Raw genomic sequence first — 12,973 nt, forward strand, 5'->3', positions numbered from 1 at the left:
TCGGGCCGGGCAGGACCGGGTCAGGTCCTGCCATGGTGGGAAAGAAAAGATAAAAGCCCGGGTGAAACAACAGTTTAAAAAGAATGGCTGCCATTTCCCCCTGAAAGGTGGGTTTTATTTGCGCCGCAGCATGTACCACCCCAGCGCAAGGATGGCGCCAATGATGGGGGTCGCCGCGATCGTGGAGGTGCCGGCGGGATAGTCACACAGCATCAGGAACAGCACGCACACCAGAAAGCCGAGCGACAGCCATGCCGTGACGGGGGCGCCGGGCATGGGAAAGCCTGTGGGCGCGATCTCGCCGCGTGTAATGGCCTGACGCAGCCTGATCTGGCTGAGCAGGATGAAGATCCACGTGCTGATGATGCCGACGGACGCGAAATTGAGGACGATTTCAAAGACCTGACTTGGCACGATGTAATTGAGCACCACGCCGATCAGGTAGATCGCAACCGTCAGCCCGATCCCCGCCGCAGGCACGGAATTGCTGTTCATGTAGGACAGGAAACGCGGCGCCGTGCCACCCAGCGACATGGCGCGCAGCACGCGGCCGGTCGAATACAGGCCGGAATTCAGGCTCGACAGGGCGGCGGTCAGCACGACGATGTTCATGACCGTGTCGATCCCCGGGATGCCCAGCGCCTGAAAGAACGTGACGAACGGGCTGACACCCGCATGATACGCCGTCCACGGCAGCAGGCAGACCAGCAGGATGACCGACCCGACATAGAACAGGCCGATGCGCCAGATGACGCTGTTGATGCTGCGCGGCAGGACGGTGCGCACGTCCTCGCACTCGCCCGCGGCGGTGCCGATCAGTTCGATCCCCGAATAGGCAAAGACCACGCCCTGCGTCAGGATCAGCGCGGGGATCAGCCCATGGGGAAACAGCCCACCATTTTCGGAAATCAGGTGAAAGCCCGTGGTATGCCCGCCCACCGGCACGCGCAGGCCCAGCACCGCCGCACCGACGACAAGGAACAGCGACAGCGCCACGACCTTGATGAGGGAGAACCAGAATTCCATCTCCCCGAACCATTTGACGCCGATCATGTTCATGCTGGTGACGATGCCCATCGCACCCAGCGCGAACACCCATTGCGGCACATGTTCGAACGTACCCCAGAAATGCATGTACAGCGCCACGGCGGTGATATCGACAATGCCCGTCATGGCCCAGTTCAGGAACGACAGCCATCCCGCGACGAAAGAGGCCTTCTCGCCAAGGAATTCGCGCGCATAGGACACGAAGCTGCCGCAGGTGGGGCGATACATCACCAGTTCGCCCAGCGCACGCAGGATCAGGAACGAAAAGAACCCGCACACCAGATAGACGATCGCAAGCGACGGCCCCGCGATCTGCAGTCGCGATCCCGCGCCAAGGAACAGGCCGGTGCCGATCGCCCCACCAATGGCGATCATCTGGATCTGACGTTTGCCAAGGCCCTTATGATATCCTTCGTCTTCCCCATCCGGCAGGATATGCACGTCGTCTTCGGGAGAGGGGGCGGGAGGGTTCATGCTTGTGTTTCCGATTGCCGATGGGAAATGGGGGCAGGGGACGAAAGGGCCTTTTCCCTCTCGATACGATAAAGGACCGGGGCAAGTGCCGCCCTCAGGTCCGGGGGATGGGGACTGTCATGTGGTGGTGGGACTGCGCTCGCCTCGATCCGTTCCAGCAGCAGCGCACGCGCACGTGGCATGTCGCCATCGCCCATGGCCTCCATGATGGCGGTGTGCGCTGCGTGCACTGCCCGGGCGGTATGGAACGTCGGTGTCGCGCGTGCAAGGCAGGAGCGCGCCATGAGGGAGCGCATGCTTTCCGTCATCGCCGGATTGTGGATCAGGCGCGTCAGGCAGACATGGAAATCCGCCAGCAGGAAGCATGTGTGGATGATGTCGCCATCTTCCAGCGCCGCGTGCTGCCGCGCAAGGTGATGGCGCACGGAGGCCGCATCCCGCGCCGACAGCGGGACCGTCAGGGTCAGGATGCCCGTCTGTATGATCCGCCGTGCCTCGCAGGTTGCGCGGATTTCGTCGCATCCCTGTTCGGGGATGAACCATCCGCGCTTCGCCACCACATGCACAAGCCCGCGTCCCTGCAGCCGGACCAGGGCCTCACGCACGGTTGCGCGCGACGCGCCAAAGGCGAAGGCAAGCCGCCCCTCGCTCAGGCAGGTGCCCGGCACAAGGCGGCGCGCCATGATGGCACGCAGCATAACACGCTCGATATACACGGGAAAAGCTTCGTTCATTGCCCTGTCGTGTTGTTCCGGGTTGCGCTCGAACTTGTCAGACATCTTCATGTCTGACAAGGGCACGGCCGTACCGCGGGGGCAGGCGGGGCCTGACAACAAATTGTGCCGCCCGGTGGGGTACGGTATCGAGGCGGGGCCATGCGCGAAAGCGCGGATCATGGGGTGTGATGGTGGTGCTGCGCGGACTGCTTTGTATGTTTCTGTTCCTTGTCGGGACGCTGTGCGCGGCCCATGCGGAGGACGAGCGTTTCGACGCCGACGAACTTGCGTCCGGCGCGCCCCGGTATTTCGTGCTGCGTGCGACCGATGCGCGCACCACGCGCATGACGGGTGATGTGCGGCTGTCGGAAACGGCGCTGGATTTCACCAACGGCAGCAGGATGGACGTGCAGCCCGTCGATGCCGACATGCGCGACGGCCTTGTCTATCGTGTGCTGGACAATGAAAATCCGCTGATGCCGTCGGGCCGTCCGCTCTGTCCCGCGCCGCTGCACCCGCTCTACCTTGTCTTTGACAATACGGGCGGGCATGCGGCTTCCGGTCCGTCAGGCGACGATACGTATCACATGACGCTGTATTGCGGGTCGCGGCCGCTGGATTTCGCGCTGGTGGATCCCGCGCGGCGGGCGGCGGTGCTGACCTATCGCAGGACCACGGACACCAACTGGGCCCAGTCGGCGGACGAAGGGGGATATGTGCGCGGACAGGTGGAGGCGCATTGCCGTGCGACCCATCCCCCCGGCGTTCCGGGCGAACAGGTCTGCATCCAGCGCGAGGAGGAGGCCTACCGGCAGATCCTGCTGCTCAGGGCGCCATCGGACGCCCTGAAACGCTGCGGTTCGTACGTGACGGCGCGGGCGTCGCATGCGCAGGGCGAGGATGTCAGTTTTTCCAACATCCTGCACTGCCTCGGGCTACGCGACAGCCGTGCGGTGTTCGATTACTGCGCCATGCGGATCACGGGGCAGAAACGTCCCAATGACACGACCTTCTGGGACGGGCAGCCCGAACAGGCGCACGGGATATCGCTGTGTTTCAATGCGCTGGCGGCCCGCCAGGGACATAACTGACGTCGCGGCGGGGCGAGCGGATCAAGGGTCCGCGGTGCCGCACGATCAGCCGATCGGGTCGAGGATCATGATTTCAAGCGGCTTTGCCAGCAGCGTGGCAAAGCTTCGGGCCATCGCCTGGAAATGCGGGGTCTTTTCATGCTCCGCCAGTGCTTCGCGGCTGGCCCAGCGTTCGACGAACACGAAACGCGACGGGTTGGCGCTGTCACGATGGGGGACGTAGGCGTCATTGGCGGCCTCCGCACGTGATGGCGGCACACAGGCAGCGATGGCGGCTTCCACCTGTGCTTCGCATCCGGGCCTGGCCTCCGCGATGGCGACGACGGTGATCTGCTTGCTCATGCACGACTCTCCATAAAATACCGGGACATGGTGCCCCGGATACAGGCCCGGCAAAGGTCGGACCATTGTCCCTATGTCCTGATGGGCCGGAAAGTTCAATGTCGTGCGTCCCGCTGCCATCGCGGCGGTGGCCTCAGGCGACCTGCGGGGCTTCGACCTGGCTTGCGAATTTCTGCAGTTCCTCGTGGTGGAGCACGAAGACACGGCTGCTCTTGCCAAGCTGTATCGCCTGCTGCGTGTATGGCGCGTTGGAGACGACAACCGCGATCCGTGCCGACAGGCCCGCGCGCGCCGCGATGCACTGGCGCACGATGTCTTCCTCCACCGGGCGGCGTTCGGTCCAGCACTGCACCACCATCGACAGGCCATCCTTCGTCGCCACGATCACCGTGGCGGCCTGTCCCGCGTTTGCGGACATGCGCGTATCCCAGCCCGCCTTTTCAAGCAGCCCCATGCAGTAGCTGACATACTGTGCGCACGTCATGTCCGCGTGGTAGGGGACAGGGGCCGTGACCAGGCGCAGGTCGGGGCGGGGACGTGCGCGTGTGGAAACGGCCTCGATGCAGGCCAGCACCTTTCTTTCGATCGCGGCCCAGTACTGCTCCCGCCACTCGTGGGCGAGGGCGGGCATAAGGGTCGTGCGGCAGAAACGGTCCACCTCGCGCTGCCATTGCTGCGCTGGGGCATGGCCATGGGCGGCCTGCCCCTCATGCGCGTGCAGGCGCCGCTGGATCAGCAGCCCGGCATTGCGTTCCACCAGCGCCGTGGCCTGGCGCAGGGCCGCACGCCGCCCCACGAATGCCATGATCATGCGATAGACAACCCACAATACCCATCCCGCCCCGAGGGCAAGCAGCGCGGAGAGCAGCATTGAGCCCAGTTTCTGGAACCCCCCGGTCATGAAGAACAGGTCCGTTGGTGCCGGCGGGTCGGTATGGGTGATGATGACCGGCGCGGTCTGCGGTGATGCGGCGCTGTCGGCGGCCTGCGGGTCCGTGACGTCGGCGGGCTTTGCCGGTGCGGGCGCGGGCGTGGCGGTGTCGGCGGGCCTGCCGGGTGCCGCGGGGGGAGCCGTGATGTCGGCAATGTCGGACGCCATGAAATATAGCGGCGGCATCCCCGCGATCGGCGGGTTGCGCCGCAGCAGCGGAAGTCCGTTACGGTTGGCGATCTTTTCCCAGCGCATGTCGGGTGTTACGGTGTAGCACTGGCCCTGCACCATCGTGGCCTGCCGCCATTGGGGATCGGTCAGGTGCTGATTGGTCCGGTCGTTCAGGGCCTTCAGGGCGAAGTCATCGCCACAGGCGATACTCGGGTGCTTCACCCGGTAGGTGCTGCCGGCCTGGGCATGGACAGGCAGGCACAGAAGCAGACAGGCAAATGCCCATATCCGCATGTTTTTCTCCGTCTTGCCCCGTCCACCGCAGGGTTGGTGGCCAGCATATAGATGATTTCTGACGATTTGTGCGAAAACAACGCAGATATGCAGAAGATATCCATATCTGTAAAGTTGAGGGGCGGCCCCTTTCCGGCATGTGACCGCGTGCCGCGCACATAACATTTAAGCGAGGTCCGCGCCGCGCCACCCCGTTCCCCGGCGTTTGCGTGGCGGGCATGTGTCCACCGGATATCTGCCCCATCCCTTCGGGTATGGCGTACGGGGTGTTCCTGTCGGAACCTGCGGGCGGTTTTTGGCGGACGTGGGCGGGACAGGGCGCATGGATAATCAATTTCTGGTGGCACTCGCGCGGCATCCTGCGGTCCGGGACGCGCTGGGACGCTGTTACGGCCGTGCCGACATGATGCTTGATGCCGGGTGGGAACAGGTGGCCGACGGGATGAAGGCGGTCATGCGCGGAATCGGGTGCGAGGTCATCTTTACCTCTCCCGCCACGCGCTGCCGCCTTGTCGCGCAACGGATCGCAACCGCGCTGGGGCTGGAAATCCGCATTGACGAACGCCTGCACGAACTGGATTTCGGCCGGTGGGAAGGCATGCTGTGGCGTGACGTGCCCCGCCCCGCCCTTGATGCATGGGCCAGCGATGTGGAGGGGTTCACCTTCCCGGAAGGCGAGAATGGCCGCGCCCTGCGCGCGCGCGTGGGCGAATTCTGGGACGATATCGTGCGGCAGGGGCGTGCGTGCGCGGTGGTCACGCATGGGGGGCCGCTGCGCCTGATGCGTGCGCTGGCGCGCGGGGATGTGGCCTCGCTCCTTGCGGATGCCCCCCCGATTGGCAGCGTCCATGTCATGCAGGCGCGCGCCCATCCCGTCCCCATGGCCGGAGGTGGCGCTCCCGGCATGGCCATGCCCTCCCTGACCTGACCCCGCGGCAGTCACAAAGGAATGTCCCTTATGCAAGGGCCGCAGGTATGGCCGCCAGCAGCACACATTCCCCAAGGCACGCCACGGCGCCGAGCACATCGCCCGTCTGCCCGCCCACCTGCCGGTAGGCAAGGGCCGCCATCGCGCTCCCCATGGCCAGTGTGACGAGGATCGCCCATCCCCCCGCCCATGCGCCAAGCAGCCACGGCGCAAGCCCGAGCGGCGGCAGCATGCATGCGGCCAGCGCGGGCAGGGGGATGCGCGCCATCGTGCTGGCCAGCCCATCGGTGCGGGCGGGGGGCAGCACGGCCAGCACGCCCGCCATCGCCACGCGCGCCAGTGCGCCCGCGACCGGCAGCACCAGCAGCGCCAGCCCCGCCGGAAGGGTGCTGATCGCCCCCACGCGCGCCAGCAGCGCAAGGCAGAGCGCCATCATCCCGTAACTGCCGATGCGGCTGTCGCGCATGATCTCCAGTTTGCGCGCGCGTGTTCTCCCGCCGCCAAACCCGTCCGCCATGTCCGCCAGTCCGTCCTCATGCAGGCCACCGGTCAGCAGCAGTTGCGCCGCCACCGCAAGGGCCGCGGCAGGCAGCGGCGCGATGCGCAGGTGCGACAGTGCGATGAACATTCCCGCGCCAAGCAGGCCGCACACAGCACCAACAGTCGGCCATGTCCACACGCTGCGCGTCATGGAATACGGCAGTCCGTCGCGCGCCAGCACACCCACCGGCAGGCGTGTCAGCAGCCCCACGCCGTAGACGATATCCGCGCGCAGGCGTGCCAGCGCGCCGGTCATGCGCGGCCGCTGACCCGTGCCTGTGCGAAGGTGGCCATGCCGGTATGGCACGCAAGCGCGCTGCGCAGCAGCGGGATGACCAGCGCCGCACCCGAGGCCTCGCCCAGGCGCAGGCCGAAATCCAGCAGCGGCGACAGCCCCAGCGCGCGCGCCAGCACCACATGCCCGCTTTCGGCGGAACAGTGCGACAGCACGGTGTGGTCCAGCCCACGGGCATGCAGGCGCGCCAGCGGGGCGGCGGCGGCGGTGCAGACAAACCCGTCCAGCACGACCGGAATCCCGCGCCACCGCGCGGCAAGGACCGCGCCCATGATCGCCGCGAGTTCGTATCCCCCCAGCATCCGCGCCACCAGCAGCGGATCGTCCAGCACGCCTTCATGCAGGGCCAGCGCACGGTCGATCACGCTGCCCTTGTGCACGACGCCCGCCCGGTCCAGCCCGGTGCCGCGCCCGGCCCACTGCGCCCCGTGACCACCGAACAGGCCCGCAGCAACGGCGGACGCCGCCGTGGTGTTGCCGATTCCCATCTCGCCAAGGCACAGGAGGTCGGTTTCCTCCCCCACGGCGTTCATGCCAGTGGTGACGGCGTTAAGGAACGCGGCCTCGGTCATGGCGGGGGCGCGGGTGAAATCCGCCGTGGGATGCAGGTCCATCAGGGGCACGACCCGCAGCTCGGCCTGCCCGATCCGGGCGATCTGGTTGATGGCCGCGCCCCCGGCCTCGAAATTCGCCACCATCTGCGCGGTGACGCTGGCGGGCCAGGGGGAGACGCCCTGCGCCACGACTCCATGGTTCCCGGCAAAGACGATTATGCGCACATGATCCAGCGTCGGGCGCGCACGCCCCTGCCAGCGGCCCATCCATGCCGTCAGCCGTTCCAGCCGCCCGAGGCTGCCCGGTGGTTTCGTCAGCGTCAGGTCGCGTTCGGCGATCAGGGCGTCAATGCTGGCGTCGGGGGGCGGCATGTCGCGGCATGCGGCGCGGAGTTGCGTCATCGACGTCAGGCGCTGCGGAAGGGAAGCTGCCGTGGCAGCGCTGGAGGCATGGGGTGGCATAGACGCAGTTGTGTGGTCTTATGCCGCGCGATGCAAGATGGCGGAGGGGTTTAATGCAGGCTTCGGATGGGACGGCGGGTGCCGCGTGCGGCATGGCGGGCGCCGTGCTGGTGCTGGGTGGGGCGCGTTCGGGAAAAAGCAGTTTCGCCGAAGGGGTTGTCACACGCTGGCCACGCCCATGGACCTATGTCGCGACGTCACGTGTGTATGACGCGGAAATGCGCGAACGCGTCGCCCATCACCGTGCCGGGCGGGCCGAAGGCTGGGACACGGTGGAGGAGGCGCGCGACATCGCCCCGGTGCTGGACGCGGCGGGCGCCCGGCCCGTGCTGGTGGACTGCCTGACGCTGTGGCTGACGAACCTGCTGCTTGACGGGTGCGATATCGTGGCCGCGCGCGAGGGGCTGCTGTCCGCCCTGCGGCGCAGGGCCGGCCCCACGGTGCTGGTGGGGAACGAGGTCGGATTGGGCATCGTGCCCGACAATGCGCTGTCGCGCCGTTTCCGTGACGAGGCAGGCCTGCTGCATCAGGCCATTGCGCGGGAGGCCGGGCGCGTGGTGTTTGTGGCGGCAGGTTTGCCGATGGAGATGAAATGACCGATATGCCCGACGCGGAACGCCACCGCGAAAAGATGCGCAAGCGCAAGGAAGTGCAGGACCGCGAGGTCGCGGCCAAGGCGGTGGAGAAGGGGCTGCTTGCGGTCCATACCGGCCCCGGCAAGGGCAAGTCCACGGCGGCGTTCGGCATGGCGCTGCGCACGGTGGCGCATGGCGGGCGTGTGGTGGTGATCCAGTTCATCAAGGGTGCATGGAACACGGGGGAGCGCATCGCGCTGGAGAAATTCGGCGACCTTGTGGAATGGCATGCGCTGGGCGAGGGATTTACATGGAACACGCAGGACCGTGCCCGCGACATCGCCGCGTGCGAACGCGCGTGGGAACAGGCGCGCGCGGCCCTGCGGCGGGAGGATGTGGCGCTGGTGATCCTCGATGAACTCAATATCGCGCTACGCTACGACTACCTGCCGCTGGAGGAGGTCATCGCCGACATCGCCGCACGTCCCCCGATGCAGCATGTCGTCGTCACGGGCCGCAACGCGCGCCCGGCCATGATCGCGGCCGCCGACCTCGTGACGGAGATGGGGCTGGTGAAGCATCATTTCAAAGATGGCGTGAAGGCGCAGGCCGGGATCGAATTCTGATGGCGCGTGCGCTGATGTTCCAGGGCACGGGATCAAGCGTCGGGAAATCGGTGCTGGTCGCGGGCCTTGCCCGTGCGTGCGTGCGGCGTGGGGTGCGGGTGCGGCCGTTCAAGCCGCAGAACATGTCCAACAATGCCGCCGTCACCGCCGATGGCGGCGAAATCGGCCGCGCGCAGGCATTGCAGGCGCGTGCCTGCGGTGTGGCGCCGGGCGTGGACATGAACCCCGTCCTGCTTAAGCCGCAGGGGATGACGGGATCGCAGCTTGTGGTGCGCGGGCAGGTGCGCGGGCAGGTCCATGCGCGCGATTTCCAGTCCTTCAAGCGTGGCCTGATGTCCGAGGTCCTGCAGTCCTTTGCCCGCCTTGCCGATGAATGTGACCTCGTGCTGGTCGAAGGCGCGGGTTCCGCGTCGGAGGTCAACCTGCGCGCCGACGATATCGCGAACATGGGTTTCGCGCAGGCGGCGGACATTGACGTCGTGCTGATCGGCGATATCGACCGGGGCGGCGTGATCGCAAGCCTCGTCGGCACGCAGGCCGTGCTGGATGCACGCGATGCCGCGCGGATCCGTGGGTTCATCGTCAACCGCATGCGTGGCGACCCGTCCCTGTTCGCCGATGGCATGGATGCGATCGCACGTCATACGGGGTGGGCCGCGCTGGGGCTTGTGCCATTCCTTGACCGCGTCCGCGACCTGCCGGCGGAGGACGCGGCCGACCTGCGCGCGGGACGCACTGGGCATGGGCGCATGGGGCAGGGGACGTTGCACGTGGTCGTGCCATGGCTGCCGATGATCGCCAATTTCGATGACCTCGACCCCCTGCGCGCCGAACCCGGTATCGTCCTGACGGTTGTCGCGCGCGGGCAGCCATTGCCGCCATGCGACCTTGTGGTGCTGCCGGGGTCGAAGGCGACAATCGCCGACCTTGCCGCCCTGCGCGGGGAAGGGTGGGATATCGACATCCTTGCCCATGTGCGTCGTGGCGGGCATGTACTGGGGATCTGTGGCGGATACCAGATGCTGGGCCATCATGTGGCCGACCCGCAGGGGATCGAGGGACCGCCCGGTCGCGTTGCGGGACTTGGGCTGCTGGATGTGCAGACCGTGCTGTCGGGGGACAAGCGGCTGGAAAACGTGTCGGGCAGGCTGCTGCCCGAAGGCGTTGCGGTGCGCGGGTATGAAATGCACATGGGCGTCACCGACGGGCCGGACCATGTGGATCGTCCCCTGATCGACCTTGGCACGCATGCCGATGGCGCGGTTGCGCGTTCGGGGCGCGTGTGGGGCAGTTACGTGCACGGGCTTCTGGCCGATGGCGCGGCGCGCCGGGCGCTGCTTGCACGGCTTGGCGCGCAATCAGGCGGGCGCGACCATGATGGGACGGTGGAAGATACGCTCGACGCGCTGGCCGATCATCTGGAACGCCATGTCGATATCAGCGCCCTGCTGGAACTGGCGCGCCCGGTTGCCTCATGACGGGCGACGTGCGCGCCACGCACGGCGCAGCATGACCGACAGCGCCACAAGCACGCCGCCCTGCAGCATGCAGGCGCGGCGGTACAGCGCGAGCGCACGGTCAAGGTCGTGCGGCGTCAGGTCCGCACGCCCGTCACCCACCCATGGTTCGTGGGAGACCACCCCGTTATAGGAACGCGGTCCCGACAGGCGCACGCCCAGCGCGCCCGCCATCGCCGCCTCCGGCCATCCGGCATTGGGGGAGCGGTGATGGCCCGCATCGCGCCGCAGGATACGCCATGCCCCGCGCGCATCCATGTCCGCCATGGTCATGGCGGCAAGGAGGATCCACACCGCCGACAGCCGTGATGCGGGCAGGTTTACAAGGTCATCCAGCCTTGCCGCGGCAAAGCCGAAACGGTCATGGCGTGGCGTGCGGTGGCCGATCATGCTGTCGGCGGTATTGACCGATTTGTAGAACACCGCCCCCGCCGGGCCGCCCAGCGACATCCACAGCAGGGGGGCGACGATACCGTCCGAGAAATTTTCGGCCAGTGTTTCCACCGCCGCGCGCATGACCGCCGCCTCGTCAAGCTGCGCGGGATCGCGTCCGACAATATGGGAAACTGCCGTGCGCGCCTGTGGCAATCCCTGCCGCGCGGCGATGGAGACGGCGCGCACATGCTCCCACAATGAACGCTGCGCGCTTAGCGAACTGCCAAGGATTCCCCCCGCGATGATGGCAAGTGGCGGCGGCAGGCGGCGAAAGGCGAGCACCTGCACCAGCGCCACGGTCGCGCACGGGACGGTCGCGATGATCGACATTGCCACAAAACCGTTCCGGTACCTGACAGGATCGGAATCCGTGTCGCGGTTCAGTCGCCGGTCCAGCATGTCCGTCAGCCGTCCGATCCACATGACGGGATGGCCGATCCGTTGCACCAGGCGCTGCGGATATCCGGCAACGGCGTCGCATGCCGCGGCGATGGCAGTCGTCGAAAGGTTGCGGCCAGGGAAAAGGACGATCTTCATGGGCGCGCAATATTGTGCCGCACGGGTATGGTCAAGGCAGGCGAGCGAATATGTCCAACCTGTACACATGGCTTGTCTGTTCCCAGCGTGGGGCAGAAATGTCCGCAGGGAGAATGAAAATTCATTTCATATCAAAAAACTGATGATTTTATCATCGGATATCGAAAATACGTTCTGGCGTCCATCCTGGCGCGATACTGCCGCGTCATGTTTTTACGTTCCGGATTGTTACGCTTGATATTAAGAAAAACAGCCGGATTATTCCACATTCGCTTGACATTGTCAGGTTTCGCGTCGCAATGAAGGAACATTCTGGTATATCCATAATGTCCCAGTTGCGTGTTTTGTAATGTCAGCCCAACAGCAGGTCACTGCGATGAAAAGCATCGTCGGGGCGTGATCTGTCATCCGGTCGGGAACGGTGCGGGCGGTGCCGATTGCGATGTCATGCACCGGGTTGATGATGGGATACATACATTTATATTCTCAAAGGTGGAGTGTATGGCAGACAACAAAAAGGCAACCGTTCGCAAGGGACGGCGTACGGTAGCCGCAGGCGCATCCCGTCGCGCCAGGGCCGTCGAGGAAGCTGAAATCGTGGAACAGAAAGTGTCCGCTCCGAAAAAGCGCCCTGCACGGAAGAAGAAAACCGAAACCGTGCCCCAGGCCGAACCCGTCCAGATCGAACTGATCGAGGAAGTGGTCGAAGCCGTGCCGGCGCGCAAGGGCAAGGGCCGTCGCAAGGCCGCCGCAACGACAGCGCCCGCCGCCCCGGTCGGGGACAGCGTGGCGGAAAAGAAAACCACCACCCGTCGCAGGCGCGCCACCCCTGCCGCCGTGGCGGAAGCACCCGCTGCGGCAGAGGTGAAGCCGCGTCGCCGTCGTGCCGCAGCCCCCGTACCGGTTGAGGAACCTGCCGCACCGGTCAGGAAAGTCCGCAAGCGTCGCGTGGCCGCACCCGCCCCGGTGGAAGTCGAGGTCGAGGCGGTGGAAGTCGCGGCGCCTGCACGCCGCACCCGCAAGGCGAAGGCAAAGACGGCCCCTGTGGAGGCGGTTGCCGCCCCCGCGCCGAAGCGTGCGGCTCGCCGGAAGGCGGCCGTGGCCGACGTGGTGGAAGAACCCGCCCCCGCGCCAAAGGCGACCCGTAAGACACGCCGCACCACAAAGGCGGCAGACGCGGAAGAAGTCGCGGTGCCAGCACCCGCGCGCAAGGCCACCAGAACCCGCACGGCAAAGGCGCCCGCGAAAAAGGCCGCCCCCGCGAAGGCCGAGACGGCCGCCCCCGCGCGTCGCACGAAGGCGGCCGAACGTGCGCCGAAGGTGAAGCGTTCCGCCGTGGAGGCATGGCGCGAGGCCCGTGCGCTGCGCAAGCAGGTGCGCCTTGAACGTCTGGCCGCGGAACGCAAGGGACGCTGATTCCGCCGCCATTATTCTGACG

Annotated in this window: 13 protein-coding genes; 6 read left to right on the top strand and 7 right to left on the bottom strand. The window is 66.3% G+C overall.

The window, feature by feature from the left end; all coding sequences use genetic code 11:
* Positions 1-114 precede the first annotated feature (114 nt).
* Positions 115-1,521 carry an amino acid permease gene (locus CFR72_RS00055; protein ID WP_110912059.1) on the bottom strand — a complete coding sequence of 469 codons (1,407 nt, stop codon included), beginning with the start codon at positions 1,519-1,521 and terminating at the stop codon, positions 115-117.
* Positions 1,518-2,300: a GntR family transcriptional regulator gene (locus CFR72_RS00060; protein ID WP_167400252.1), complete on the bottom strand. Its 783-nt coding sequence runs from the start codon at positions 2,298-2,300 to the stop codon at positions 1,518-1,520. Before CFR72_RS00060 ends, CFR72_RS00055 begins: the two co-directional genes overlap by 4 nt.
* Positions 2,301-2,452: 152 nt before the next feature.
* Here CFR72_RS00060 and CFR72_RS00065 point away from each other — a divergent pair, with 152 nt between their 5' ends.
* Positions 2,453-3,328 (top strand): hypothetical protein, encoded by an 876-nt coding sequence (locus CFR72_RS00065; protein WP_110912202.1) that lies wholly within the window; start codon positions 2,453-2,455, stop codon positions 3,326-3,328.
* 45 nt (positions 3,329-3,373) lie between these two features.
* Here the strand turns inward: CFR72_RS00065 and CFR72_RS00070 are convergent, their stop codons facing one another.
* A complete protein-coding gene (locus CFR72_RS00070) occupies positions 3,374-3,670 on the bottom strand; it encodes a putative quinol monooxygenase (protein ID WP_110912061.1) in 297 nt (98 codons plus the stop codon).
* 133 nt (positions 3,671-3,803) lie between these two features.
* Positions 3,804-5,066, bottom strand: coding sequence for a restriction endonuclease (locus CFR72_RS00075; RefSeq protein ID WP_167400253.1), 1,263 nt, complete (start codon positions 5,064-5,066; stop codon positions 3,804-3,806).
* Between the two features lie 322 nt (positions 5,067-5,388).
* On the opposite strand from CFR72_RS00075, the gene CFR72_RS00080 reads away from it, so the two are divergent.
* Complete coding sequence (locus tag CFR72_RS00080; protein WP_110912203.1) at positions 5,389-5,994, top strand: histidine phosphatase family protein; 606 nt, start codon at positions 5,389-5,391, stop codon at positions 5,992-5,994.
* A 28-nt stretch (positions 5,995-6,022) separates the two neighbouring features.
* Here CFR72_RS00080 and cobS read toward each other — a convergent pair whose 3' ends face one another.
* Positions 6,023-6,790: an adenosylcobinamide-GDP ribazoletransferase gene (gene cobS / locus CFR72_RS00085; protein ID WP_110912063.1), complete on the bottom strand. Its 768-nt coding sequence runs from the start codon at positions 6,788-6,790 to the stop codon at positions 6,023-6,025.
* On the bottom strand, positions 6,787-7,785 hold the full coding sequence (cobT, locus tag CFR72_RS00090) for a nicotinate-nucleotide--dimethylbenzimidazole phosphoribosyltransferase (RefSeq protein ID WP_110912064.1): 999 nt from the start codon (positions 7,783-7,785) through the stop codon (positions 6,787-6,789). Before cobT ends, cobS begins: the two co-directional genes overlap by 4 nt.
* Before the next feature lie 113 nt (positions 7,786-7,898).
* Between cobT and cobU the strand changes: the two genes are divergently transcribed.
* The 3 genes from cobU to CFR72_RS00105 are packed head-to-tail and all read left to right on the top strand — an operon-like array spanning position 7,899 to position 10,524.
* Positions 7,899-8,441 (top strand): bifunctional adenosylcobinamide kinase/adenosylcobinamide-phosphate guanylyltransferase, encoded by a 543-nt coding sequence (gene cobU, locus CFR72_RS00095; RefSeq protein WP_110912065.1) that lies wholly within the window; start codon positions 7,899-7,901, stop codon positions 8,439-8,441.
* On the top strand, positions 8,438-9,046 hold the full coding sequence (cobO, locus tag CFR72_RS00100) for a cob(I)yrinic acid a,c-diamide adenosyltransferase (protein ID WP_110912066.1): 609 nt from the start codon (positions 8,438-8,440) through the stop codon (positions 9,044-9,046). Before cobU ends, cobO begins: the two co-directional genes overlap by 4 nt.
* On the top strand, positions 9,046-10,524 hold the full coding sequence (locus CFR72_RS00105) for a cobyric acid synthase (RefSeq protein ID WP_110912067.1): 1,479 nt from the start codon (positions 9,046-9,048) through the stop codon (positions 10,522-10,524). The genes cobO and CFR72_RS00105 overlap by 1 nt, the downstream gene beginning before the upstream one ends.
* On the opposite strand, the gene cbiB is transcribed toward CFR72_RS00105, so the two are convergent.
* Positions 10,519-11,535, bottom strand: coding sequence for an adenosylcobinamide-phosphate synthase CbiB (gene cbiB, locus CFR72_RS00110; protein ID WP_110912068.1), 1,017 nt, complete (start codon positions 11,533-11,535; stop codon positions 10,519-10,521). The genes CFR72_RS00105 and cbiB overlap by 6 nt on opposite strands.
* Positions 11,536-12,036: 501 nt before the next feature.
* Between cbiB and CFR72_RS00115 the strand changes: the two genes are divergently transcribed.
* Complete coding sequence (locus CFR72_RS00115) at positions 12,037-12,951, top strand: hypothetical protein (protein WP_110912069.1); 915 nt, start codon at positions 12,037-12,039, stop codon at positions 12,949-12,951.
* The last annotated feature ends 22 nt before the right edge of the window (positions 12,952-12,973 follow it).

The organism is Gluconacetobacter entanii (genome assembly GCF_003206495.1).
Lineage (GTDB): Bacteria > Pseudomonadota > Alphaproteobacteria > Acetobacterales > Acetobacteraceae > Novacetimonas > Novacetimonas entanii.

Excerpts from the sequence above, each read along its gene's own strand:
- CFR72_RS00055 (WP_110912059.1), bottom strand. The coding sequence starts at position 1,521 with ATGAACCCTCCCGCCCCCTCTCCCGAAGACGACGTGCATATCCTGCCG.
- CFR72_RS00060 (WP_167400252.1), bottom strand. The coding sequence starts at position 2,300 with ATGTCTGACAAGTTCGAGCGCAACCCGGAACAACACGACAGGGCAATG.
- CFR72_RS00065 (WP_110912202.1), top strand. The coding sequence starts at position 2,453 with ATGTTTCTGTTCCTTGTCGGGACGCTGTGCGCGGCCCATGCGGAGGAC.
- CFR72_RS00070 (WP_110912061.1), bottom strand. The coding sequence starts at position 3,670 with ATGAGCAAGCAGATCACCGTCGTCGCCATCGCGGAGGCCAGGCCCGGA.
- CFR72_RS00075 (WP_167400253.1), bottom strand. The coding sequence starts at position 5,066 with ATGCGGATATGGGCATTTGCCTGTCTGCTTCTGTGCCTGCCTGTCCAT.
- CFR72_RS00080 (WP_110912203.1), top strand. The coding sequence starts at position 5,389 with ATGGATAATCAATTTCTGGTGGCACTCGCGCGGCATCCTGCGGTCCGG.
- cobS (WP_110912063.1), bottom strand. The coding sequence starts at position 6,790 with ATGACCGGCGCGCTGGCACGCCTGCGCGCGGATATCGTCTACGGCGTG.
- cobT (WP_110912064.1), bottom strand. The coding sequence starts at position 7,785 with ATGACGCAACTCCGCGCCGCATGCCGCGACATGCCGCCCCCCGACGCC.
- cobU (WP_110912065.1), top strand. The coding sequence starts at position 7,899 with ATGCAGGCTTCGGATGGGACGGCGGGTGCCGCGTGCGGCATGGCGGGC.
- cobO (WP_110912066.1), top strand. The coding sequence starts at position 8,438 with ATGACCGATATGCCCGACGCGGAACGCCACCGCGAAAAGATGCGCAAG.
- CFR72_RS00105 (WP_110912067.1), top strand. The coding sequence starts at position 9,046 with ATGGCGCGTGCGCTGATGTTCCAGGGCACGGGATCAAGCGTCGGGAAA.
- cbiB (WP_110912068.1), bottom strand. The coding sequence starts at position 11,535 with ATGAAGATCGTCCTTTTCCCTGGCCGCAACCTTTCGACGACTGCCATC.
- CFR72_RS00115 (WP_110912069.1), top strand. The coding sequence starts at position 12,037 with ATGGCAGACAACAAAAAGGCAACCGTTCGCAAGGGACGGCGTACGGTA.